General features: G+C 60.2%; 26 protein-coding genes. 11 read left to right on the top strand and 15 right to left on the bottom strand.

Annotated elements, in window-relative coordinates:
* A partial coding sequence (locus GGQ85_RS14865) for an IS110 family transposase (protein ID WP_309775142.1) occupies positions 1-477 on the bottom strand: 477 nt, incomplete at its 3' end.
* Positions 478-615: 138 nt separating this feature from the next.
* Here GGQ85_RS14865 and GGQ85_RS14860 point away from each other — a divergent pair.
* Together GGQ85_RS14860 and sseA are read left to right on the top strand one after the other, a co-directional pair.
* Positions 616-1,209, top strand: coding sequence for a GNAT family N-acetyltransferase (locus GGQ85_RS14860; RefSeq protein ID WP_079447528.1), 594 nt, complete (start codon positions 616-618; stop codon positions 1,207-1,209).
* Positions 1,210-1,253: 44 nt separating this feature from the next.
* Positions 1,254-2,120 carry a 3-mercaptopyruvate sulfurtransferase gene (gene sseA, locus GGQ85_RS14855; RefSeq protein ID WP_309775140.1) on the top strand — a complete coding sequence of 289 codons (867 nt, stop codon included), beginning with the start codon at positions 1,254-1,256 and terminating at the stop codon, positions 2,118-2,120.
* Positions 2,121-2,126: 6 nt separating this feature from the next.
* Here the strand turns inward: sseA and GGQ85_RS14850 are convergent, their stop codons facing one another.
* Positions 2,127-2,885: a hypothetical protein gene (locus tag GGQ85_RS14850; RefSeq protein WP_309775139.1), complete on the bottom strand. Its 759-nt coding sequence runs from the start codon at positions 2,883-2,885 to the stop codon at positions 2,127-2,129.
* 339 nt (positions 2,886-3,224) lie between these two features.
* Here GGQ85_RS14850 and GGQ85_RS14845 point away from each other — a divergent pair, with 339 nt between their 5' ends.
* The gene (locus GGQ85_RS14845) at positions 3,225-4,355 is read left to right on the top strand and encodes a L,D-transpeptidase (protein ID WP_079447526.1); all 1,131 of its coding nucleotides are present in this window, start codon (positions 3,225-3,227) and stop codon (positions 4,353-4,355) included.
* 190 nt (positions 4,356-4,545) lie between these two features.
* On the opposite strand, the gene GGQ85_RS14840 is transcribed toward GGQ85_RS14845, so the two are convergent.
* Positions 4,546-4,827: a hypothetical protein gene (locus GGQ85_RS14840; protein WP_139372916.1), complete on the bottom strand. Its 282-nt coding sequence runs from the start codon at positions 4,825-4,827 to the stop codon at positions 4,546-4,548.
* A complete protein-coding gene (locus GGQ85_RS14835; protein ID WP_079447524.1) occupies positions 4,820-5,020 on the bottom strand; it encodes a hypothetical protein in 201 nt (66 codons plus the stop codon). The genes GGQ85_RS14840 and GGQ85_RS14835 overlap by 8 nt, the downstream gene beginning before the upstream one ends.
* 405 nt (positions 5,021-5,425) lie before the next feature.
* Between GGQ85_RS14835 and ettA the strand changes: the two genes are divergently transcribed.
* Complete coding sequence (gene ettA, locus GGQ85_RS14830; RefSeq protein WP_309775138.1) at positions 5,426-7,078, top strand: energy-dependent translational throttle protein EttA; 1,653 nt, start codon at positions 5,426-5,428, stop codon at positions 7,076-7,078.
* A gap of 343 nt (positions 7,079-7,421) precedes the next feature.
* Here ettA and brnA read toward each other — a convergent pair whose 3' ends face one another.
* A complete protein-coding gene (gene brnA, locus GGQ85_RS14825) occupies positions 7,422-7,679 on the bottom strand; it encodes a type II toxin-antitoxin system BrnA family antitoxin (RefSeq protein ID WP_309775137.1) in 258 nt (85 codons plus the stop codon).
* Complete coding sequence (locus GGQ85_RS14820) at positions 7,666-7,965, bottom strand: BrnT family toxin (protein WP_309775136.1); 300 nt, start codon at positions 7,963-7,965, stop codon at positions 7,666-7,668. The genes brnA and GGQ85_RS14820 overlap by 14 nt, the downstream gene beginning before the upstream one ends.
* 165 nt (positions 7,966-8,130) lie before the next feature.
* On the opposite strand from GGQ85_RS14820, the gene GGQ85_RS14815 reads away from it, so the two are divergent.
* The 4 genes from GGQ85_RS14815 to GGQ85_RS14800 all read left to right on the top strand — a co-directional run bounded on the left by GGQ85_RS14815 (position 8,131) and on the right by GGQ85_RS14800 (position 12,981).
* Complete coding sequence (locus GGQ85_RS14815; protein WP_309775134.1) at positions 8,131-10,200, top strand: AI-2E family transporter; 2,070 nt, start codon at positions 8,131-8,133, stop codon at positions 10,198-10,200.
* Positions 10,201-10,243: 43 nt separating this feature from the next.
* The gene (tam, locus tag GGQ85_RS14810; protein ID WP_309775132.1) at positions 10,244-11,014 is read left to right on the top strand and encodes a trans-aconitate 2-methyltransferase; all 771 of its coding nucleotides are present in this window, start codon (positions 10,244-10,246) and stop codon (positions 11,012-11,014) included.
* A gap of 118 nt (positions 11,015-11,132) precedes the next feature.
* A complete protein-coding gene (locus GGQ85_RS14805) occupies positions 11,133-11,720 on the top strand; it encodes a TIGR00645 family protein (protein ID WP_079447520.1) in 588 nt (195 codons plus the stop codon).
* 1 nt (position 11,721) lies between these two features.
* Complete coding sequence (locus GGQ85_RS14800; RefSeq protein ID WP_309775131.1) at positions 11,722-12,981, top strand: lytic murein transglycosylase; 1,260 nt, start codon at positions 11,722-11,724, stop codon at positions 12,979-12,981.
* A gap of 72 nt (positions 12,982-13,053) precedes the next feature.
* Here the strand turns inward: GGQ85_RS14800 and GGQ85_RS14795 are convergent, their stop codons facing one another.
* Entirely contained in the window at positions 13,054-13,356 is a 303-nt protein-coding gene (locus GGQ85_RS14795) for a hypothetical protein (RefSeq protein ID WP_079447518.1), read from the bottom strand.
* 200 nt (positions 13,357-13,556) lie between these two features.
* Complete coding sequence (locus GGQ85_RS14790) at positions 13,557-13,871, bottom strand: hypothetical protein (protein WP_079447517.1); 315 nt, start codon at positions 13,869-13,871, stop codon at positions 13,557-13,559.
* Between the two features lie 288 nt (positions 13,872-14,159).
* Between GGQ85_RS14790 and GGQ85_RS14785 the strand changes: the two genes are divergently transcribed.
* Together GGQ85_RS14785 and bfr are read left to right on the top strand one after the other, a co-directional pair.
* Positions 14,160-14,417: a (2Fe-2S)-binding protein gene (locus GGQ85_RS14785; RefSeq protein WP_079447516.1), complete on the top strand. Its 258-nt coding sequence runs from the start codon at positions 14,160-14,162 to the stop codon at positions 14,415-14,417.
* 146 nt (positions 14,418-14,563) lie between these two features.
* On the top strand, positions 14,564-15,046 hold the full coding sequence (bfr, locus tag GGQ85_RS14780) for a bacterioferritin (RefSeq protein ID WP_079447515.1): 483 nt from the start codon (positions 14,564-14,566) through the stop codon (positions 15,044-15,046).
* 169 nt (positions 15,047-15,215) lie between these two features.
* Here bfr and GGQ85_RS14775 read toward each other — a convergent pair whose 3' ends face one another.
* On the bottom strand, positions 15,216-17,309 hold the full coding sequence (locus tag GGQ85_RS14775) for a S9 family peptidase (protein ID WP_309775128.1): 2,094 nt from the start codon (positions 17,307-17,309) through the stop codon (positions 15,216-15,218).
* Positions 17,310-17,468: 159 nt separating this feature from the next.
* Positions 17,469-17,723, bottom strand: coding sequence for a helix-turn-helix domain-containing protein (locus tag GGQ85_RS14770; protein ID WP_309775127.1), 255 nt, complete (start codon positions 17,721-17,723; stop codon positions 17,469-17,471).
* A gap of 396 nt (positions 17,724-18,119) precedes the next feature.
* Between GGQ85_RS14770 and GGQ85_RS14765 the strand changes: the two genes are divergently transcribed.
* Positions 18,120-18,554 carry a hypothetical protein gene (locus GGQ85_RS14765; protein WP_079447512.1) on the top strand — a complete coding sequence of 145 codons (435 nt, stop codon included), beginning with the start codon at positions 18,120-18,122 and terminating at the stop codon, positions 18,552-18,554.
* A gap of 27 nt (positions 18,555-18,581) precedes the next feature.
* Here GGQ85_RS14765 and GGQ85_RS14760 read toward each other — a convergent pair whose 3' ends face one another.
* The 5 genes from GGQ85_RS14760 to GGQ85_RS14740 form a co-directional block, all read right to left on the bottom strand.
* Entirely contained in the window at positions 18,582-19,517 is a 936-nt protein-coding gene (locus GGQ85_RS14760; RefSeq protein ID WP_309775126.1) for a YiiG family protein, read from the bottom strand.
* A gap of 79 nt (positions 19,518-19,596) precedes the next feature.
* Entirely contained in the window at positions 19,597-20,130 is a 534-nt protein-coding gene (locus tag GGQ85_RS14755; protein ID WP_309775125.1) for an endonuclease NucS domain-containing protein, read from the bottom strand.
* A gap of 205 nt (positions 20,131-20,335) precedes the next feature.
* A complete protein-coding gene (gene thiC, locus GGQ85_RS14750) occupies positions 20,336-22,252 on the bottom strand; it encodes a phosphomethylpyrimidine synthase ThiC (RefSeq protein WP_309775123.1) in 1,917 nt (638 codons plus the stop codon).
* Between the two features lie 70 nt (positions 22,253-22,322).
* Positions 22,323-22,949 carry a thiamine phosphate synthase gene (locus tag GGQ85_RS14745; protein ID WP_309775121.1) on the bottom strand — a complete coding sequence of 209 codons (627 nt, stop codon included), beginning with the start codon at positions 22,947-22,949 and terminating at the stop codon, positions 22,323-22,325.
* Positions 22,936-23,724: a thiazole synthase gene (locus tag GGQ85_RS14740; protein WP_309775120.1), complete on the bottom strand. Its 789-nt coding sequence runs from the start codon at positions 23,722-23,724 to the stop codon at positions 22,936-22,938. Before GGQ85_RS14740 ends, GGQ85_RS14745 begins: the two co-directional genes overlap by 14 nt.
* Positions 23,725-23,868 lie beyond the last annotated feature (144 nt).

Raw genomic sequence — 23,868 nt, 5'->3', positions numbered from 1 at the left:
ATGCTTGGGAAGACAGATCCCGAAGGTGGCCAGCAGGCCCCTAATCGTATTCTCCATATTCATTCGCGATTTGATCGCAACCTCCCGCGCTCGCAGCAAGGCTCTGCGTTCCTGGGCAACCCGGCTTTTAACCTCGATACGTTTGTAGAAGCCTGTACGAGCGAGCTCCGCCAGCATGGCGGCATCATTCTCATCGGTTTTGTTGTGCATCTGGCTCAGCACGGCATGGGCCTGGCGTGCATCGATGCAAACCATTGGCAGGCCGCGCTGGCTAAGCTCACTATACAACCAGTTCGCCATCCGGCCCGTTTCCAGAACAACACACCGTATGTGCTGCAGGTTACCGATCAAGGCACGATGTATCATGTCGGGGTCGGTCGGCTTCTTGAATGCCGCCTGGATAATCCCGTTGTGCGTGCGAACACAAATCGCCGTCTCGTCCTTCGACACGTCCAGACCAACAAAAAGCGGTTCCATGCTGCTCTCCTATTTCGACTCGGCCATCATGACCGCGGGAGAGCGCTGAGGATCAATTACTCAGAGTGAAGTCAGGCAAATTGCTTTTGCAAATTTTGTCTCGATCGCACAAATGGCTGTAAAGGAACGGAGTACACCATGCCCTGGCTGCAGCCGGTCACGCTCGAAGGACCTCATGCGCGGCTCGAGCCGTTGTCGCAAGATCACCGCGAAGCCCTTGTTGACGCGGTCAAAGACGGCGAGATCTGGAAGATCTGGTACACTTTCGTTCCGGCGCCGGAGAAAATGGGGGCCGAGATCGAGCGGCGGCTCTCGCTGCAAGCAGCCGGAACCATGCTGCCCTTTACGGTGCGGGATGCCGAGGGACGAATCGCCGGTATGACGACCTACATGAACGTCGACTCTGCGAGCTGTCGCGTCGAGATCGGCTCGACCTGGTATGCGAAGCGCGTCCAGCGCACCGCAGTCAATACCCAGTGCAAGCTGCTGCTGCTCACTCACGCGTTCGAAAAGCTGAACTGCATCGCCGTGGAATTCCGTACTCACGTTTTCAATCATGTCAGCCGGCGTGGCATCGAGCGGCTCGGCGCCAAACAGGAGGGTACCCTGCGCGATCGTCAGATGTCGCCAAACGTGACGGTGCGGGACACCGTCGTCTACAGCATCCTTCCCGGAGAGTGGCCGAAGGTGAAGGCGCATCTCACCTACGAACTCAATGAAAAGCGTCGATAGTCCCGGCCGTCCCGCCGAGTGAGCGACTGCGGCGCGGGAATATAATGAGCATTACAATGATCTCCATTCTCGACGATCCTCTTGTCTCCACCGAATGGCTGGCCGCGCATCTTGGTGACGTCAAGGTCATCGATGCCTCGTTCAAGATGCCCGGCGTGCTACCGCTGGCTGTCGATGATTTTCACGCCACGCACATTCCCGGCGCGGTGTTCTTCGATGTCGATGCCGTATCGGATCGTGCGTCGCCACTTCCGCATATGTATCCGGATGCTGCGCAGTTCGCGCGTGATGTCGGCGCGCTGGGGGTTTCCTCGAAAGATACAGTCGTTGTTTATGACTTTGGAGGCTGGGTTGCCGCGCCGCGGGTGTGGTGGATGTTCCTGTCGTTCGGTCACGCCGATGTCCGGGTACTTGACGGCGGCCTGAAAAAATGGCGCGCGGAAAACCGCCCGGTCGAGTCCGGTAAAGTTTCGCCGAAGCCGGGCCATTTCAACGCGACCTTCGATCCGCTTTATGTGCGCGGTCAAGCTCAGCTCGTGAGCAACCTGTCGTCGGGTCGCGAGCAGCTTGTCGATGCGCGCGCGGCTGGTCGCTTCACCGGCGCCGTAGCGGAGCCGAGAGCCGGGCTGCGTTCGGGTCACATTCCCGGCAGCCGCAACCTGCCGTACAACGAGCTGTTCGATCCTGGGACCGGCGCTATGAAGCCGCTGGACGATATTCGTGCCGCGTTTACTCGCGTCGGGGTGGATTTGGCAAAGCCCGTCGTCACCACCTGCGGCTCGGGGGTTTCGGCCGCGGTGCTGACGCTTGCGCTCTACCGCCTCGGGGTGCGGGGCTCGGCGCTCTACGACGGATCATGGTCGGAGTGGGGATTGAGTGAGGGTCCGCCGATCGCTACCGGACCTGCCTGAACAGGCTCACTCCAATTCGAGCGGCGACCCCGAAAGCATGGGTTGCGATGAACGATCTGACTGCCGGATCACACTGCGATGGTGATGTTTCTTAGCAGCACGCCGTGGTTTCGTGGACGATCGTTTGGTGGTGGGCGTCGCCGGATCGACGACCTGCGTTTTCTGTACAGGACGGCTTGCCGGCAGGGGTGGCTTGGAATGCTCTCCGAACGGCGATGTCATCGTTTCCGTGACACCGGATGTTTTTCCGTCTGTTGAGGATGCGTCGCTTTTCGCGACCGCGGGTTTGACGGCCTCGTCTGCCTCGTCTGCCGTCTCGCTGCCTCGCGCTGGCTCCGATAGTTCTGGCGCAGCGGTATTGGCGGGAGGTGTCGTGTCCGCTATCGCGGGGACGGGCTCCGATCGTGATGGAGAAGCTGCCGGCTCGTCAGTATCGGCCGGAGCAGAAGGTGCGTCCGTGGCAGGAGGCGTATCGGCCCCGGATTCCGGCTGCGCATCCGATAAAGGCGTCACCGTGTGCTGTGCGTCGGCCTGGTTTGATTCCGGGGTTGCAGGTTTGGCGGCGGGTGTATCGACCTGCAGCACGGCCAACGTGGGCTGTTCGGTTTCTTTTGATCCAAACGTGATTTCGGGCATCGGCTTGAGAGGCAGACTTGCGAACTCTTCGTGGGTTGCTCGCAGCAAAGCTGCGGCCCCCAAGCCGAAGATCAGCATTGAGATCGCCAGCGTGACCGCAACGAATAGGGAACGAAAGCCGGGTAGCATGGGTGTGGTTGCGCCTTCCCCGCGCGTCTACGACGGTGATCGGGCCATCAGAACGCGATTGAACACACGCCTGATCGACAGGTTGTACCGGCAGATCCACCGAATCAGGGCCTATCGAGAATACCGCAAGGGACGCGGTCGCGCGCTCCAAAAATCCACCGCAACAATCGCCCGTCGAAAGTTTGCAGGAAATGGTGAGGCCTGGAGGACACGGTTCGCCACGATCTGGAATTATGACCGAATCGGGGAGGCTTTTGTCTGAATCGTCTTGAATGCGCCGCTATCCTGCGCGATGTGGCCGTTAACGATCCGGTGTCTTGTTGGATTTATACAAGGGCGATGATGATCAAACGCATTCTGACGGTTTTTGCGGCGATCGTAGCTGGCGCAGCGGGAACCTCGTTAGCCTCGGCGCAGGGATACCCGCCCCCGCCGAGCCCGATCTATTCCACGCCGCCCTCCGCTTATCCGGACGAAGACGACCGTCAAAGAGGAGCCGATGCGGTTCCCAGTTTCGATCCGGTTGACGACCAATCGGCGCAGCGCGACAATTCCGCGGCGTTGACACCGCCTGGCCCCGTGATGTCGCCGGATGATCCACGTTACGGTCGCTCCAGTTCCACGCCGGTCTATTCGACTCGCGACCTTCCGCCAGGCCCGGTGATGTCGCCCGAGGATCCTCGTTACGGGCAGCCCGGCCCCCCACAGTATCAAGCTCCGACGCGTATGCCGGAAACGGTCGCTTCGACCGGCGGAGCGACTGACGGCCTCACGCCGCCGGCTCCGGTGGGTGCGGACGGTAGGCCGGCCCCAATGTCGGCGCTGCCGCCGGACGAGCAGCCGGAGGCTGATCAGGGCGGTGAGAAACAGCTGGCGCCGAGACTGCGCCGCAAGGAAGTCACGTTCGCCACCAAAGAGCCGGCGGGCACCATCGTGGTCGATACGTCAAATACGCATCTGTATTACATACTCGGTAATAATCGCGCGATCCGCTATGGCGTGCGCGTTGGCCGCGACGGCTTCACCTGGGCCGGCGTGCAGAAGATCAGCCGCAAGGCTGAGTGGCCGGACTGGCATCCGCCGACCGAAATGATCGAACGTCAGCCTTATCTGCCGCGCTTCATGGCAGGCGGTCCGGGCAATCCGTTGGGCGCGCGCGCCATGTATCTCGGTTCGACAGTATTTCGCATCCATGGCACCAATCAGCCTTCGACGATCGGCAAGTTTGTCTCGTCAGGTTGCATCGGTATGCTCAACGAGGATGTGTCGGATCTCTTTGATCGTGTGAAGGTCGGCACGCGGGTTGTCGTGCTGCCCGGCGGTCCACCGCACACCGATACGACGGCCTCCACCCAGCCGGCTCCGGGATCGAGCGCGGCGCCGACTCCGCAGCCGCCGCAGACAGCGAGCTTGCCCGGAACCCAGCCAACCTCGGTGCCGCCGCTGCCGGCGCCGGTTACGATCCGATAGGCGCAGCGCTTAAGCCGCGCCTGCGTAACGGTTTTTCTGCGCGGCTCTCTTAGAGCCTTCCGCTTCTGACAGAGTTAGAAGCGTGACTCTATGATTTTGATCTGACGTGTTTTCTTCATGCGAACCCATTCCATCCTCGGGTCAAGTCCGAGGACATGCTTCGCTCGAAACACTTTTAACTCACCTTAACTCACCGCAGCGCGCGTACCCGTGCGCCCTTGAGCCACGCGGCGATATTCCCGACCATCTCGATGTAATAATGTCCGTAGTTCGGCGTGATCTCGCAGCCGGGATGAGGCGTTCTTAAGTGCCTATCGCGCCTTCGTAGCGGATGATTGAGATGCAGGGCTTTCTGCGAGAAGGTATTCGGTCGGGGATCGGCGATCGAACGTTCCCTCGTCTTCGCTTCGGCGATCGACGCGGTCATATGCGATGTTGCGTGATGCCAACTGCGGATGCGCGGCCTAGTCATTGGGCGCTCGCTCGCCGTGCTTGGCACGCCACGCGGGTCCGGGTCCGCGCATGTAATGCAGTTCGGGCCGGTAGGAGCTGAACGCGATCGCGGTGAATTCGCGCCATAACGCGCGAATGCCGTGAAGTCCTCCGCGCGGATGATCCTGTCTTTCGGTCCGGTTGGACGCTGACGCCGATACGCTGGTCGCCATGGTGTTACTGCCTTGTTGGGTCGCAAGCTTCCTGTTGGGAGGCCGACGATGGCGCTGGTCTCGCTATCCTTCACGGATTTAATTAAAAGGCGGTTCGAATGAGACGAAACGGAGTATTCCTTCCGTCAACCTTTCTGCGTGGTTAAGGCAAGGTTGCCCTTTCGCCACCGCGCGGCTACATCAGCGGCAGTAAACTTTCCAGAAAACGGCGCCTCCTGAATCCCGAAGTTCGGCCCCTGCGGCCTATCAGCGACGTGGATTCAAAAGAGGCGTACAACCTTCGGTCGGCGCGTGGCCTGGTTCAGAGGTTCCTGACGATTTCGCCGCAAGGCGGGAGAGAACGTCTGAACACCGCCGCGACGCTTTCAGGAATCACCTTTAGGAATCACGCTTTCAGGGATCACGATGGCGCGCCAGTTCATCTACTTCATGCAGGGCTTGTCCAAAACTTATCCGCCGAACCGGAAGGTGCTGGATAACATCCACCTGTCGTTCTATCCGGACGCCAAGATCGGCGTGCTCGGTGTCAACGGCTCGGGTAAATCGACGCTGCTGAAGATCATGGCGGGGCTCGACAAGGACTACACGGGCGAGGCCTGGGTCGCGGAAGGTGCCCGCGTCGGTTATCTTGAGCAGGAGCCGCAGCTCGATCCAGCCAAGACCGTGCGCGAAAACGTCATGGAGGGCGTCGCCAAGCAGAAGGCGATCCTCGATCGCTACAACGAACTGGCGATGAACTACTCCGACGAAACCGCCGACGAGATGACCAGGCTGCAGGATGAGATCGAGGCTGCGGGGTTGTGGGATCTCGACAGCAAGGTCAATCAGGCGATGGACGCACTGCGCTGCCCTCCCGATGATGCCGACGTGACGAAACTCTCCGGCGGCGAGCGCCGCCGCGTCGCGCTATGCAAGCTGCTGCTCGACCAGCCGGACCTCTTGCTGCTGGATGAACCGACCAACCATCTCGATGCTGAGTCGGTGTCGTGGCTCGAAAGTCATTTGCGCAATTATCCGGGCGCGATCCTGATCGTCACCCACGACCGCTATTTCCTCGACAACGTGACGGGATGGATCCTCGAACTCGATCGCGGCAAGGGTATTCCCTACGAGGGTAACTATTCGGCGTGGCTGAAGCAGAAGCAGAAGCGTCTCGAACAGGAAGGCCGCGAAGACGCCGCGCATCAGAAGACGCTGGCGCGCGAGCAGGAATGGATCGCCGCCTCGCCCAAGGCGCGGCAGGCGAAATCCAAGGCGCGCTACCAGCGCTACGAGGATCTGCTCAAGCAGGCCAGCGAGAAGCAGAGCCAGACGGCGCAGATCACCATTCCCGTCGCCGAGCGTCTCGGCCAGAACGTGGTCGATTTCGAGGGCCTGAGCAAAGGGTTTGGCGACCGCGAACTGATCGACGATCTGACCTTCAAGCTGCCGCCCGGAGGCATTGTCGGCGTGATCGGCGCCAACGGCGCCGGCAAAACCACGCTGTTCCGGATGATCACCAAGCAGGAGACGCCGGACAAGGGTACCATCACCATCGGCGAGAGCGTGCATCTTGGTTACGTCGACCAGTCGCGCGATAGCCTCGACGCGAAGAAGAACGTCTGGGAGGAGATCTCCGGAGGGAACGAACAGATCCTGCTCGGCAAGCGCGAGGTGAACTCGCGCGGCTACTGCTCGTCATTCAATTTCAAGGGCGCGGATCAGCAGAAGAAGGTAGGCAGTTTGTCGGGCGGCGAGCGTAACCGCGTGCATCTGGCCAAGATGCTGAAGTCCGGCGCCAACGTGCTGCTGCTCGACGAGCCGACCAACGATCTCGACGTCGATACGCTGCGCGCGCTGGAAGAGGCGCTCGAGGATTTTGCTGGCTGCGCCGTCATCATCAGCCACGACCGCTGGTTTCTCGATCGCATCGCCACGCATATCCTTGCCTTCGAAGGCGACAGCCATGTCGAATGGTTCGAGGGCAACTTCCAGGATTACGAGAAGGACAAGATGCGGCGGCTCGGTCAGGACAGCATCATCCCGCACCGCGTGAAATATAAGAAGCTGACGCGGTGAGGCTTTAGGCGGAACAAGCTCTAATTACATTGGCGTTGTTGCGAGGAGGCGTAAGCTGACGAAATAATCCAGTTCTTCAAGTTGCCGTTTCTGGATTGCTTCGCTTCGCTCGCAATGACGGTGAAATAATCTAAGCTGCCTTTATAATCACGCCGGATATTATCTATCCGGATCCAAGATCTGCCTTCATCGCTTGAAGGAGATTTTTGAAAGCTTCATTGCGCTGCTCACGGGACCATTGTTGGTATTCACTATCGCTTGCGCGTATCTCGCGACGTCTTTCGATCCGAACAATTCGCAAGCCAGCTATTAATGGTAATATCCATTCCATCGGAATAATCGCCTAACTCACCTTCTCCGCGAGCCACATCTTGATCAGCGACTGATAGGGCACGTCGCGCTTGTTGGCGGCGATCTTGATCTGCTCGAGCAGGCTGACTGGCAGGCGCAGTGAGATCGCCGTCGTTGATGGCTTCAGGTTCGGGAAGCGCACACGCTGTGCCGTGCTCCAGTCGACATAGTCGGTGGAGTCGTGCGTTTCCCAGAATTTGCGTTCCTCGGCTTCGCTCTTGAAGGCGGGAATAGGCTTACGCTTGCTCATATATTTTCCGCTCCTTTCGATTCATGTCGCGTGCCGAGATCACACGGATCAGCGTTCCGCTACTCCTCAACGTGAACGTGACGTACAGCAGACGTTGTTCCATCGTTTGTCCAAGCGCGTTGAAGCGCTGTTCGCTTCGGCTGTGCTTTTCGTCCTCGGCAACGATCAGCGGGTTGTTGAAAAATATGCTTTCCGCTTCCGCTAGACCCACATCATGTTTGTCCGCGTTTTTGCGGCGGTTGCCATCGTCCCATTCAAACCCTGCGATTCGGTCGAGATCGATCATTTTTGTATATTATGATAATATACACGAAATGCAAGGAGCCACTCGCTGTGCCCCGCACCGGGTGAAAGACAAAAACTGAAGCGGTAGGTGATGGAGCAGGAGGAAGGTGCCTCGGTTCGCCGCTTGCCTAGACACCATGGAACCAAATCGGCCCGCCGATCATTGATGGCAGGAATATCGGGGTCATCGGCGGTGAGTCTGGATCTGGACGCGAGGGTAGCGCCGCTGGTGGCGAGGGGAGGCTTCGGTGACCGGGCGCTCACAGCGGTCATCGTCGCGGCGCTCGTCATCTGCGGCCTCTATGTGGGACGCGAGATTTTCGTTCCGATCGTGCTGGCCGTTCTCTTGAGCTTCGTGCTCGCCCCGCTGGTGGACATTCTCGAGCGATGGCATTTCCCGCGCCCTGCGAGCGTGCCCGTAGTGGTGCTGCTTGCTTTTATCGCAATCTTCGCCCTCGGCGGCCTGATCGTGAGGGAGGTTAGAGGCCTCGCAGAGAGCCTGCCGCGGTACCAGCAAACCATGCAGCAAAAGATCAAATCGCTGCGGGCGCTGACGGCCACAGGGCCGCTGGATCGCGCGGCGGACCTTCTTCAGAGTCTGGGCAAGGAAATCAGCGGACCACAGCCGGTGCCGTCAGCGGCGGGTTCGCTGTCGTCCAAAGCGGTCGATCACGTTGAGCCTATACCGGTCGAAGTGCGTTCGCCCCCGCAGTCCGCCCTTGAGAATATATCGGCGCTCATCAGCCCGTTGCTGCATCCGCTGGCAACCGTGGGCATCGTGATCGTATTCGTGATCTTCATCCTGTTCCAGCGAGAGGATCTACGCAACCGCTTCATCAAGCTCGCAGGATCGAATGATCTGCAGTCCGCGACCGCGGCGATCGACGACGCGGCCAGCCGCCTCAGCCGTCTTTTCCTGACGCAGGTCCTGCTTAACGCCGGATTCGGCGTGATCGTGGCCGCCGGACTGCTGTTGATCGGCGTTCCCAGCGCCATCCTCTGGGGAATTCTGGCCGCGATCATGCGGTTCGTGCCCTATGTCGGGCCTTTCATCGCGGCGTTTTTTCCCCTGACCCTGGCTATCGCGGTCGATCCCGGTTGGTCGATGTTGCTGTGGAGCGGGTCGCTCATTCTCCTGACGGAGCTTCTGGTCGGACAGGCTGTCGAGCCTTTGCTCGTGGGACACAGCAGCGGATTGTCGCCGGTGGCCGTCGTGGTCGCGGCGACGTTCTGGACCGCGCTGTGGGGACCGATCGGACTTGTTCTCGCGACCCCTCTGACGATCTGCCTCGTCGTGCTTGGCCGCCATGTCGAGCAACTCAGGTTTCTGGACATTCTGCTGGGGGATCGTCCGGCCCTGTCGCCGCAGGAGCTATTCTATCAGCGCATGCTGGCCAACGATCCGCCGGAGGCCGTTGAGATGGCCGAGAAGTTCTTGAAGGAGCGCTCGCTCGCCGAATATTATGAAAACGTCGCGTTGAATGGCCTGATGCTGGCGCAGGCCGATCTTAAACGCGACCGCTTGTCGCCAGACCGCCTTGCCGCAATCAGGGATAGCGTCGCCGAGGTCATCGACGGACTGGCTTCGGAATTCGATGACGCGATGGAGGGTCGCCAGCCGAAGAACGGAGTCCCCACTGATGCAGCGGACGTGACGGCGGGTACACCGATGCCGGAGCTGCCGTTCATCATCCGCGAAGGACTGCCGGCCGAATGGCAGGCCGAACATCCGGTGCTCTGCGTCGCGCAGCGCAGCGATCTCGACGAAGCGGCTGCGATGTTTCTGGCTGAGATCTTGTCGAAACACGGTCTTGGGGCGCGAGCCGCCAGGAAAGAGGAGACGTCGCCGAGCGGGATCTTCCAGCTTGACGCCTCGGGCGTGATGCTCGTGTGCATCTCGACGCTCGATGACGGCGGCACGGCGCAAACGCGTCATCTGCTGCGCAAGCTTCGCCGCAAGATGCCGCGGGTGCGCATCCTCGTTTGTTGCTGGGGATGCACCAACAGCGGAATGACGAAAGACCACCTCAAGGCCGACGCGGTCGCAGACAATCTGGGGGAAGCCGCCGCTTATTGTCTGTCGCTGGTCGACCAAACGGCCGCACACGATATTATACACAAGGAAGCTGCATGCTCGCTGGAGTCTCGACCGCAGATCCCGTCAAAGCAGACCGAGGGGAGTGCCGATCGCCGGGACTCTCCGCTACGCACATCTTCCCTCCGTGATCGGCGTTGATCGCCGATCTTGGTTGATGTCGAAAGGAGGACCTGTAGACGCGATGGACGATTGGAGCGCCCAGCAATATCTGAAATTCGAGGATGAGCGAACGCGGCCATCCCGCGATCTGTTAGCTCAGGTTCCCCTTAACGCGCCGCGTAAGGCCGTCGATATCGGCTGCGGTCCCGGTAATTCTACCGAATTGCTGGTCGAGCGCTGGCCGCAGACCGAGATCATCGGGATCGATACATCCGCTGACATGCTGCGGCAGGCGCGCAACCGGCTGCCAGGCCACACATTTATAGAAGCCAACGTCGCGCATTGGGTCCCGCCGGCGAACACCGACCTACTGTTTGCCAATGCGATCTTCCAGTGGGTGCCGGATCATCTGTCTCAGTTGCAGCGACTGTTGAGCGTACTTCCGGCAGGCGCCGTGTTAGCTCTGCAAATGCCCGACAATCTTGATGAGCCAAGTCATGTGATGATGCGCGAGGTGGCTCATTCGGGACCTTGGCGAGAAAGACTTGCGGACGCCGCGCGGGCGAAAGACCTGCTGGCGCGGCCCGGAGCTTATTACGACGCATTGCAGCCGTTGTGCGAACGCATCGAGATCTGGCACACGATTTATAATCATATCCTTGAAGACACCACGGCAATCGTCGAATGGGTCAAGGGTACGGGATTACGGCCGTTCCTCGGTCCGCTGGAGCCGATGGAAAGGAAGGAGTTCCTGCGTGAATATTCCGCGCGGATCGCTGCCGCTTATCCGCTGCAGGCGGACGGCAAGGTGCTGCTGCGGTTCCCACGCATTTTCGTGGTCGCGATCAAATAGGTCGTGGTTTTGAGCAAGTCAGGCCGGAGTGCTCGCGTTGCATTTTGTCGCGGCTGGACGTCTCGATTCTGTCACAGGGAATCGAATAAAACGCTCTCCCGTCACAACGAGACCCATAATGTCCCCGATGCCTGAATCTCCGGCCCCGAAGGCTGCTTTCACTGCCCTTCGCCCGCTGCCGATGTTGATCTTTTCCTCGCGCTGGCTTCAGCTTCCGCTTTATATTGGCCTGATCATTGCCCAAGGGGTTTATGTCGTCCTGTTTCTGAAAGAACTGTGGCATCTCATCGGGCACTCCTTCGACTTTTCCGAACAGCAGATCATGCTGGTGGTGCTTGGCCTCATCGACGTGGTGATGATCTCGAATCTTCTGGTGATGGTCATCGTCGGCGGCTACGAGACCTTCGTGTCGCGGCTCAATCTCGAAGGCCATCCCGACGAGCCGGAGTGGCTCGGCCATGTCAACGCGAGCGTTCTCAAGATCAAGCTCGCGATGGCGATCATCGGCATCTCGTCGATCCATCTCTTGCGGACCTTCATCGAGGCCGGAAACCTTGGAACCGAGCGCGCCGTGAACTATACCCAAACCGGCGTGATGTGGCAGACTATCATCCACGTCGTGTTCATTTTTTCGGCAATCGGCATTGCGCTTGCGGATCGTATCGCGAATGAGGGGAATGTATCGAACGGCGAGGCGAGGCATTAGCATGGCGGTGACCGCCGCAGGCATTTCGCGATGGTCGTCGCTCGGGATCGTGATCCTGTTGGCGCTCACTCTTGGATCTGTCGTGTCGCCGGTGCACGCGGCGGACGACGGCTTCACGCGTTTCCTTGCCGCGGTCTGGCCGGAGGCGCAGCAGGCAGGCGTTTCGCGCGCGACGTTCGATTCCGTCACAGCCGGACTCGAGCCTGACTATAAGCTGCCTGACCTCATCCTGCCCGGTCGGCCCGCGACCGGTGCGCCGTCGCAGGCGGAATTCGTTCAGGTGCCGGCGGATTATCTCAAGGAGAGCAGCATCGCGGGGCTGGCGGCTGAAGGGCGGCGGCTGATGCGGAAAAACGAATCGACGTTGGACGCGATCGAAAAGCGTTTCGGCGTACCCGCCACCATCATCCTTGCGATCTGGGGCCGGGAAACCGATTACGGTCGCTACACCCTGCCTTATGATGCGATGCGCGTGCTGGCGACCCAGGCCTATGTCGGCCGCCGCAAGGATCAGTATCGTAACGAATTCATCGAAGGACTGCTGTTGCTGCAGCGCGGTGCTGTCTCGCGCAAGAATTTCCGCGCGTCGTGGGGCGGGGCCACCGGGCTGACTCAGTTCCTGCCGTCCGAGCTTGCTAAGCATGGCGTCGATTTTGATGGCGACGGCCGCATCGACATCTGGTCCTCGGTGCCCGATGCGCTGGCCTCGGCCGCGCAGCAACTTGTCAACAAGGGTTGGCAGCCGGGACTGCGCTGGGCCTACGAGGTACGTGCACCGGAGAACGCCGATTGCACGGACGGCGTGCCCGAGGTGAGGAAGCCGATCGATAAATGGCTGCGCGAGGGGTTCTTACCAGTGCGCGGACAAAAGCTGACCGCAGTTGAGCGGGAACAGTCGGCGTCGTTGCTGCAACCCGAGGGCAGTCATGGCCCGTCGTTCCTGACCACGGCGAACTACTTCGTCATCAAGGAATACAATTTCTCCGATCTCTATGTCCTGTTCGTCGGCCATCTCGCCGACCGCATGACCAGTCCGTTGCCTTTTGCGACACCGTGGTCGGCCTCGACGCAACTACGCAGCCGCGACGTCGAGGCAATGCAGCGCCATTTGACGCGGCTCGGTTTGTACAAGGACAAGATCGACGGCAAGGCCGGGATGCTGACGCGAGCGGCGCTCGGCGCTTATCAGAAGTCCGCTGGCCTCAAGGTGGACTGCTGGCCCAGTGACGGGGTGCTGCGCGCGATGAATGCGGCGCGCTGAAATCATCGCGTCACCAACGGAAACCCGGCCGCGCCGCCGGGTTTCTCAGATCGGATTATCCGAACAATCGGATCAGTCGCACACCTGGACGCGACGGAAACGCCAGCCATATCCGTCCCAGAACCTCTCCCGCACCATTTGGCACGGCGGCCCGTCCACATAGGCCGGTGGAGGCGCGGCGTAGACTGGAGCCGGTGCGGCGTAGGCCGGAGGACTGTTCGCAATTGCGCCGCCGATAATGGCGCCGGCCGCCAGACCGCCGAGCACGCCGGCTGCCACCGCTCCCCCATCGCGAGCCTCTGCCTGCGGAGCCGTCGCTACTGAACCGGCCGCAACCGTGACAGCCGCGAGAATGGCAAAAACTGTTTTCTTCATCTTTCGAATCTCTCCTGGGGGGTCGCGCCGCGGTCGGCGCAGGGTTCAAGGTTACTCGCAATGCCGTGGTTCAAGCCGGCTGTTTCACCCGGTCAACCTTCGCAGGTCGGTCGCTGGAAAAAGCGGCTTTTTCAGGTTATCGCGCGCGGCATTCCGGAAAAACACCAATAATATGAACCGGAGCCGTTCATCAGATGGGATCAGCCGCACACCCGAACATTCCGGAGCCGCCAACCGTAGCCATCCCAAAAACGCTGCCTTTGCCAATAGCAGCCGGGGGTTGCGACATATCCCGGACCGTAATAGCCGTAGCCGGGTCCATAGTATCCCGGGCCGCCATAATAACCGGGGCCATAATATCCCGGACCGGCCAGCGCTCCGCCGACGATCGCGCCGCCGATCAGTCCGCCGGCGACCCCTGCCGCGATGCCGCCGCCGCCGGCCTTGGCTGCTTGAGGTGCGGCCACCGCTGCGACCATGGCAATCGTCGCCAATGCCACCAATGTTCTTTTCATGGCTTCACCTTTCTCATCAATCGATACCGCAGTGCGTCTGTCGAACGAAGATTCCCACAGCCGGTTTGAACGATCAATGAACGAAGTAACTGAATCCCGCCACGATACGGACCCAAGTGTGACGATTAAATGATGAATATCAATATGTTATGGTAATTCCGGAGCTGCCGCCCGCGGCGGCTTTTCGGGCAACTTGGAATAGTTTGAAATAGCGGGTTTTCCCTTTGCGTTTCGCGAGGCGGTCCAACAATATCGGCCCGTTCGCGTGTGGCAATTGGGTACCGTTTCATGATTGTGTGTTCTTGTAACGTACTAACCGATCAAGACGTCCGCTCAGCCGTGACGGGAACAGACGACCTGCGTCGCTCGCCGAAGCAGGTTTACGGATGTCTCGGATGCAGCGCGGAATGCGGACGGTGTGCCCGGACGATCAGGACCATCATCAAGGAAGCGCTCGGCGCCTGCGCCCGGCGATGTTGCGACGGGTGTCCCCACTCTGCGATGGAAGCAGAAGCCAAACAAACTCACACCGAAATCACTCTTTGACCTTCTGGATAGCGGCATTTGGATAGCAGCCCAGCATTTTTGGGGGTTGTCGCGCGGCCGAATCTCATTTAGAATTATTCTAAATCAGGTGAAAGCCGGCGATAGTCGGCCGCCGGCCTTAAGGCACAGACAACAGGAGCTGCTTCATGAAGGGCGACCCGAAGGTTATCGACTACCTGAACAAAGCGCTCCGCCACGAACTAACGGCGGTCAACCAGTATTGGTTGCATTACCGGCTGCTGGATAACTGGGGCATCAAGGATCTCGCGAAAAAATGGCGCGCGGAGTCCATCGAGGAAATGGAGCATGCCGACAAGTTGATCGACCGCATCATCTTCCTCGACGGCTTCCCGAACATGCAGGTGCTTGATCCCCTGCACATCGGCCAGAACGTCGGCGAGGTGATGGATTGCGATCTCAAGGCGGAGTATTCGGCCCGTGCTCTCTACGAAGAGGCGGCGACGCATTGCCACGCGGTGAAGGACTACGTCACCCGCGACATCTTCGAGAAGCTGATGAAGGACGAGGAAAGCCATATCGACTTCCTCGAAACCCAGATCGATCTCATCAAGAAGATCGGCGTCGAGCTCTATTCGCAGAAGCACATCGGCGAAATGGATCACGACTGATCCTCATTCGGTTCTCCATCGCAAAAGTCGGCGTCGTTGCGCGCCGGCTTTTTGCATTTCTATGGATGCGCAAGAGCTTTTCCGCTTGAGGGATCTTGAAGCGGACCTTTACGATTCTGATCGAGGCGTTCCTCACGCGAAGAGGTTCCCAGACAATAGCTCTCGTTAGCTAGCCAGCCGGATCGTGCTTCACCGCCCACAGAGCGAAGGCGTAGGCGAGGGCGATCTCGTCGAGCCGGTTAAAGCGGCCGGATGCGCCGCCATGTCCCGCGCCCATGTTAGTTCGCAACAGAACAGGCCCGCCTGAGGTCATGGTGGCGCGCAACCTTGCGATCCATTTCGCCGGCTCCCAATAGGTGACGCGCGGATCGGTCAGCCCGCCCATAGCGAGAATCGCCGGATAGTCCTTCGCCGCGACGTTCTCGTAAGGCGAATAGGACAGGATCGTGCGGAAATCTTTCTCGCTCACGATGGGGTTGCCCCATTCCGGCCATTCCGGCGGGGTCAGCGGCAGCGTGTCGTCGAGCATGGTGTTGAGCACGTCGACGAACGGCACTTCCGCGACGAGGCCGGCGAACAACTCGCCTGCGCGGTTGGCGACCGCGCCCATCAGCATGCCCCCGGCGCTGCCGCCGTGGCCGACGATGTTTTTGGCTGACGTATAGTTCGCCGCGATCACCGCGCGAGCACAGGCGGCGAAATCGTCGAAGCTGTTGGTTTTCTTCTCGCGCTTGCCGTCGAGATACCAGCCCCAGCCCTTGTCCGCGCCGCCGCGGATGTGCGCGATGGCATAGACGAAACCGCGGTCAACCAGCGACAGCCGGTTGGCCGAGAACGAAGCGGGCATGGCGTGACCATAGGAGCCGTAGCCGTAGAGCAGTAGCGGCGCGCGGCCATCCTGCGCGAAATCCTTGCGATGCAGGATCGAGACCGGCACTTCGGCGCCATCGTTCGCCTTGGCCATGATGCGGGTGGTGACATAGTCCGCTGGATCGTGCCCTGACGGAATCTCCTGGCGCTTGCGTAAGGTTCGCGAGCGGCTCGCCATGTCGTAATCGAACACCTCGGAAGGCGTCGTCATCGACGAATAGCTGAAGCGCAAGGTTGTGGTGTCGAACTCGTAGCCGCCATGGGTATCGAGCGAATAGGCAGCCTCGTCGAAGGCGATTGCGTGCTCATTTCCGGTCGCGAGATCGCGGACGACGATCGACGGCAACGCGCTGGCGCGCTCGAGCCGGACCATGTGGCCGGAATAAAGTTCGAGATCGAGCACATAGGTTCCGGGACAATACGGGATCAGGTCGCGCCAGTTCGCGCGGTCCGGCTCTGAGAGCGGCGCGGTCATGATCTTGAAGTCAATCGCGCCGTCGGCGTTTGTGAGGATGAACAGTTCGTCGTTGCGATCGGCGACGGAATACTGCACGCCGACCTCGCGCACTGCGATCACGCGCGGTGTGGCCTCGGGCGCGGCGAGATCGATCAACCGCTGTTCGGACGTTTCATGATCGCCGCCGGCGATCACGCAGAAGCGGCCGCTCGTGCTCTCATGAATATGCGTGAACCAGCCGATGTCCTGTTCTTCGTAAATCAGCACGTCATCGGATTGCGGTGTCCCGAGCTGGTGGCGGTAGACCTGCATCGGACGATGGTTGTCGTCGAGCTTGACGTAATAGAACGCGCGTGAGTCCGTGCTCCATACCACGCCGCCGTCAGTTTCCTCGATGACATCGGCGAGATCGGCGCCGCTGTCCCAGTCGCGGATACGGATCGTAAAATATTCCGAGCCGCGATCGTCGGCGCTCCACGCTTCCAGGCGATGATCCGGAGAATGACGGGCTTCGCCAAGCTGAAAAAATTTTTTGTTTTCTGCAAGCGCATCGCCATCGATAAGAAAACGGGCGTCGCCGCCGTGGCGCGGCTGCCGGCCGATCATCCGGTGCTGGCCGCCCTCCCGGTATTTTGTGAAATAGGCAAATGGCCCGTCGGGGGAGGGGACAGTGGAATCGTCCTCTTTGATGCGGCCGCGCATTTCGGCGACGAGTTGCTTTTGCAACGGCTCGGTCTGCGCCAGCACGGCGTTCGAATAGGCATTCTCAGCCTCGAGGTGGGCGCGGATCTCCGGCACAAGCAACGAAGGTTCGCGAAGCACCTGCTGCCAGTTCGCATCTTTCAGCCAGGCGTAGTCATCCGTCAGGGCGATGCCGTGGTGCGTATAGCTATGTGAGCGGCGGTTGGCTTTCGGAGGTGTCGGTGTCGATGTCATGAAAAAAGGCGCCTGGTCGAAGCGCAGGCTGAGCGTGCGCGAGACGGAACGTGATGTTTCGTTCATAGGAGGGGGCGCGCGCAACGGCAAGCCGGTGTGTCTCGAAAGTCCGATTTGATGCGGCGTTCGCAATCGGACGCGTCTATCATTCCGCCAAGGTTAGCCGTGATCGGGCACGTCGAGTCCCATGGTCGTGTACTGCCGAATCTTGTTGCGCAGCGTACGTACCGATACGCCCAGTACTCTTGCTGCGCGGGTGCGGTTGCCGTCGCAACGTGCCAGCGTTTGTAGCACGAGCTCCCGTTCGATTTCGTCGACCGTGGAGCCGACCAGCAGCGGAACCACTGCGTCTGGCGTGAGCGCAGCCTGATCCTGTATCGAACACTGGTCTTTGATCTGGAATTCCTGGTTCATCGGTCCCTCCCCGAAGTGCGGCTGGCGTCCAGCCGGCGGATTGAGACCCCCATCCCGGCGACAAGGCTGTTATGATATGGTTACCAGAACATTAACAATCCTGCATTCGTCGGAATTCCTCATAAAACAACGGGAAAACTACCGATCCTGCGCCAAAATGCGCGTAACAGTTGAATGTTAAGTCTGAAGCGATGCTAACGCGAAGTGTGTTTCCTGCCGTCGCAATTGCCGATTGCGACGTGCTCAGCGGGGACGGAGCCGATTCGCTCGGTTGGCCCGCGAACGGATCAGTTCCTGCTGCGAGCGACGTGCAGGATTGCACCCGCCTCGACTGCCTCTTACGCTTGCGACAGTTCCGAATCGCCTCCCGCCTTCTCACGCTCAGGAGACTTCCGCATGTCGTCATCGTCGCTGTTTCGCGCCGCCTTGCTCGCGCTGGCCGTGTGCTTCGGCCTGTCCTCTTCTGCCAGCGCTGACAGCGGCACGGTGACGCTGACCATCTACAAGGGCGGCTGGATCATCGGCGCCTCCGCCGGCGGCGGTACGCTCACCTTCCACGGACGGCGATATCCGCTTTCGGTCGGCGGATTGGATTATGGCCTGGTGTTCGGCGGATCGAAGACCGTGCTGCGCGGCCAGGTCAGCCGCATCAGCCGGCCGTCCGATGTCGCCGGCGTTTACGGCGCGGCGGGCGCGGGACTGGCGATCGGCGGCGGCGCCCGCGCCATCGTGTTGAGCAACCAGAAGGGCGCGGTGCTGGAGCTTTCCGGCCGTCAGGTCGGCCTGATGGCCAACGCCGATCTCTCCGGCCTTGCGATCTCTATGAAGTAGTGGTCCCGCTCGCGCAGCGAGCCCGCGCTAAATATGAGCGCCGCGGTTATAACCCTCGATCAACTGGTTGTAATCGCGGAGCAGCCGCGGTGGTGAGCCCTCGACCATCCAGCCGCCACCGCCACCGAGCATCATGCGGTCGCCCTGACTGTAGGGCACCTTGTCACGGATGCGGCGCATCAGTTGCTTCGCCGAGGTCAGATATGATTTGGCGCTGCTGACGAAGAACGAGCCGAGTTTCGCATCGCCGTCCTTGCCCGATGCTTCTTCGGCTGCTTTCACCGTGGTCTCATACTCGGTCAGTGCCTGCGTGATCGCGGCGATGTCGGGCTTGTCGGTGTTTTCCACGCGCAACAGGCGCTTGGCCTGGACCATCAGCGCCTCGACGTAATAGTGCGTTTTGCGGCCTTCCTTCGCTTCGATCGCGGCGAGCTGTTCCGCCGCCTGCTTGTCTTTGATGGCCTCGACACCGGCGCGCAGCTTTTTGTCGGCGCTCGCGAATGCGTCCCACGCTGCGACAAGGCGCGGATGCATCTCCTTGCCCTTGGCCATCTTGTCGTCCTTGTAGTTCTCCTGCTCGTAATACTCGTCGGCCTCCTTCAACAGCGGTTCGAGCTTGCCGACGGCTTCGGCGTAAGCGGAAGCAGCAGATTCGAGTTCGGCATCGTGCGGCTCCGCCGCGTTGGCCTTCTCGACATTCTTCTTGCAATCCGTCGTGTCGTAGATGGTGTAGGTGCCGTAGATGATCCGCTCCTTGCCGGTCGGCCCGGTCTTCTTCGCCCATGAGAAGTAACGGTTGCGCGACTCATACGACCTCTCCGAGAGGCGGTTGATGCAGCCGACATAGGCGTTGAGCTTTTCGACGAGTGGGGAGGGAGACGTCTTGTCTTGAGCGGCGGCGGACGCGAGGGACATGCCGAAGGCTGCGGCGGACAACAGGGCAATCGCCCGAAACGGCGTCATGATTCTCTTCCCTCGCGATACTGACAATCCCCGCATTTGTCGCATGAATCGCGAGGAGGTTCACGCGGCGTTGTAGACCCTACGGGACGGAAATTTCATGCGCCGATCGCAAACTAAAGGCGACCTGATACTCAAATAAATGCACCTGCGGAACGATTGAGGCGGCATACCGCAAATTTTCACTTATCGATTTAGCCACTATCACGCCTTTTACCGGCTTATCCTTGGCGATAGTTTGCTTAAGCCAGCCCATATACCTCGCAACTTGGCCAATTGCTTTGTCCGGACTGTGTGCTCTCTTTAGCTCAAAAACAAAAAATGCACCACGTTGATCCACAGCTAAGATATCGATGGGGCCGACCCCAGAAGGAAACTCGACGCCTCCACGACCAGTAGCGTCTTCGTATAGTCGCAAACGACTATCCTCTATTTTTATTGTACCGATATTAGACGCCAGAAAGTCTCGTAGCTGATACTCTAGCGAAAAAAATGGGTCGGTATCGCCATCATCGTTCTCAACACTGCTACCCGAGCCAAGAATTTCTTCGACAAAATCCGATGTTATAGGTGCGCCCGGCCGAATTAATCTAATCTCCGTTGGAGTTTCTTGCATACTCCACCCCGATCGCTTCAAGGCACTTCTTAGTTGATGCGAGGTGCTGGAACGAGGATCGAAGCCGGCAGGAATCTCCTCAGGATGCCGTCTTAGCCATTCCTTGAGAGATAAATTTCGACTCCACCATCGTCCGTTGGAATCACTACGTTATGGCGTTGCAATCTGTGCACTCCTAAATACGGGAAGGAAGGTTCAGCGCTCCTCACAACACCTTATTGCTCTCTTTCACCTTCTCCGCGTCGAGATAAACGCTTGAGCCCATCTCTTTGAACTTCGCGCTCATCTGCGCCATGCCGTCTTCGGCAATGCCCTTGATCGTCATGCCTGCGGACAAACCAAGCGCGGCCTTCTCGTTATCTCCGAGCGTTGCGGCGTAGTCGCGCACGTCCTGCGTGATCTTCATCGAGCAGAATTTCGGCCCGCACATCGAGCAGAAGTGCGCGACCTTGTGCGCGTCCTTCGGTAGCGTCTCGTCGTGGAAGGCCACCGCCGTCTCGGGATCGAGACCGAGGTTGAACTGGTCCTGCCAGCGGAAGTCGAACCGCGCGCGCGACAAGGCGTCATCGCGGAGTTGCGCGGCCGGGTGACCCTTGGCGAGGTCCGCGGCGTGCGCCGCGATTTTGTACGTAATCACGCCGACCTTCACGTCGTCCCGGTTGGGCAGGCCGAGATGTTCCTTCGGCGTCACGTAACACAGCATCGCGCAGCCGAACCAGCCGATCATCGCGGCGCCAATGCCCGAGGTGATGTGGTCGTAGCCCGGCGCGATGTCGGTGGTCAAAGGCCCGAGCGTATAGAACGGCGCTTCGCCGCACTCCTTGAGCTGCTTGTCCATGTTGATTTTGATCTTGTGCATCGGCACGTGGCCGGGGCCTTCGATCATCACCTGGCAGCCTTTCTTCCAAGCGATTTGCGTGAGTTCGCCGAGCGTTTCCAGTTCGGCGAACTGCGCGCGGTCGTTGGCGTCGGCGATCGAGCCGGGGCGCAGACCGTCGCCCAATGAGAAGGAAACATCATACTTGCGCATGAGGTCGCAGATGTCCTCGAAATGCGTATAGAGGAAACTCTCCTTGTGATGTGCGAGGCACCACTTCGCCATGATCGAGCCGCCGCGCGAGACGATGCCGGTGACGCGGTCGGCGGTGAGGTGGATGTAGGGCAGGCGCACGCCGGCGTGGATGGTGAAATAATCCACGCCCTGTTCGCACTGCTCCACCAGCGTGTCGCGGTAAAGCTCCCATGTCAGCTTGACCGGATCGCCGTCGCACTTCTCCAGCGCCTGGTAGATCGGGACCGTTCCGATAGGGACGGGCGAATTGCGCAGGATCCATTCGCGCGTGGTGTGAATGTTGCGGCCGGTCGAGAGATCCATCACCGTATCGGCGCCCCAGCGGATCGCCCACACCATCTTGTCTACTTCCTCTTCAACCGAGGAGGTCACGGCCGAGTTGCCGATGTTGGCGTTGATCTTCACCAGAAAGTTGCGGCCGATGATCATCGGCTCGAGTTCGGCGTGGTTGATGTTCGACGGAATGATGGCGCGGCCGCGCGCGATCTCCTCACGCACGAACTCCGGCGTAATAAACGCGGGAACGGAGGCGCCGAAGGACTCGCCGTCGGCCAGCGCGGCTTCGGCGCGTTCGAGTTGTTGTTTGCGCCCAAGATTCTCGCGCTCGGCGACGTAAATCATCTCCTTGGTGATGATACCAGCGCGAGCGAATTCGAACTGGGTGATCGGCGCATCGCCGAGGCCCCGTAGCGGCTTGTGGTGTGCTGTGAACGCGGCTGCGGCGTGCTTTGCTCCGACATTGCCGTTGTCTTCGGGCTTGATGACGCGGCCGTCATATTCCTCGACGCCGCCGCGTTCCTTCACCCAGGCGAGACGCGTGCGCGGCAGGCCGGCGTTAACGTCGATGACGACGTTCGGGTCGGTGTAAGGTCCGGAGGTGTCGTAGACCGGCAGGTTCGGCTCGCTTGCGCCCTCAGATAGAATGATCTCGCGCAGCGGCACCCGCAGGTCCGGCGCGGCATCGGGTGCGGAGAAAATCTTGCGGGACGAGGGCAGGGCACCGGTGGTGACGGCGGGGCGCGTGGTGTCCGGATTGGGGCGGATGTTCATGGCGTTTCTCCGGTTCGAGACCAGTCGTTGTGGGTCAATGCGAATAGACGAGAAGGCAGAAGATGGCGCCTCATGCGGTTTCAATCATCTGTTCGAGCCAGGCTTTTACCCGCGCATCGGGGTCGGGGTTCTGCGTGATGTCGCTGACCACGGCGATCGAGTCCGCGCCGGCGGCATAAATCTCTGACGCTTGCTCCAGCTTGATGCCGCCGATCGCGACCAGCGGGATATTGCCGACGCGCTTCTTCCATTCGGTGATTTTCGGAATTCCTTGCGGCGCAAAGCGCATCGCCTTCAGCGTGGTCGGAAAGATCGGACCAAGCGCGATATAGTCCGGTTCGGCGGCGAGCGCGGCTTCGAGTTCGGCGTCGTCATGGGTGGAGAGGCCGAGCGTCAGCCCGGCTTTGCGAATCTCGTGGACGCCGGCTGTCGCCAGATCCTCCTGGCCGAGATGAAGGTGCTTTGCACCGGCGACGATGGCGGCGCGCCAGTAGTCGTTGACAACCAGCCGCACCGGCGTGCCCTTGACGATCTCCAGCGCATCGCTGACGAGTTGCAGTGCTTCGCCATCGTTGAGGTCTTTTGCGCGCAACTGCACTGTGCCGACGCCGAGTCCGATCAGGCGGCGCAGCCAGTCCAGCGTGTCGACGACAGGATAAAAGCGATCAGGATACGCGTGGCGATCAGGATACGGCATGCCAGAACGGTGTCCCTACAACGGGGGTGGATGGCGAGGCGAAGTCGCGGGCCTCCATCAGGCCCGCCTCATGAGCGCTGCGGCCGGCTTCCACCGCGAGCTTGAAAGCGCCAGCCATGACAACTGGATCGGCGGCCTTGGCGACGGCTGTGTTGAGGAGCACGGCGTCGTAGCCGAGTTCGCAGGCCAGCGCGGCGTGGCTCGGTGCGCCGAGTCCGGCATCGACGACGAGCGTGATATCGGGCAAGCGTTCGCGCAGCAGCTTCAAGGCATCGCGGTTGGTGATGCCTTTCGCGCTGCCGATCGGCGCGGCCCACGGCATCACCACCTTGCAACCCGCCTCAACAAGCCGCATCGCGACGCCGAGATCTTCGGTGCAATAGGGAAACACGTCAAAACCATCCTTGATGAGGACGGTGGCAGCTTCGACGAGTCCAACCACATCAGGCTGCAGCGTGTCGTCATCGGCGATGACTTCAAGCTTGATCCAGGACGTGTCGAATAGTTCGCGAGCAAGTTTCGCCGTCGTGACGGCTTCGCGTACGCTTTTGCACCCGGCGGTGTTCGGCAGCACCGTGACATCGAGTTCGCGGATCAGCGACCAGAAGGCGTCGCCGGTTTTGCCGCCTGCTGTCTCCCGCCGCAGCGACACAGTGACGATCTGGCTACCCGCGGCGCGAATGGCGCCTTGCATGATCCTGGGCGATGGATACAGCGCCGTTCCGATCAGCAGCCGGGAGGAGAACTCGCGATTGTAGAATTTGACTGTGCTCATGGCGAAGTCCCAATTCTCGTCTTCACGACGGACACATTCGTTCCGTCATTGCGAGGAGCGTTAGTGACGAAGCAATCCAGTCTATGCTTGCTGCGCGGTAGAACTGGATTGCTTCGCTTCGCTCGCAATGACGGGAGAGGATGA

Source organism: Nitrobacter vulgaris, assembly GCF_031453995.1.
GTDB classification, from domain to species: Bacteria; Pseudomonadota; Alphaproteobacteria; order Rhizobiales; family Xanthobacteraceae; genus Nitrobacter; species Nitrobacter vulgaris.
Note: the sequence above shows the minus strand (reverse complement) of the source record. Positions and strands in the feature narration are given on the sequence as shown.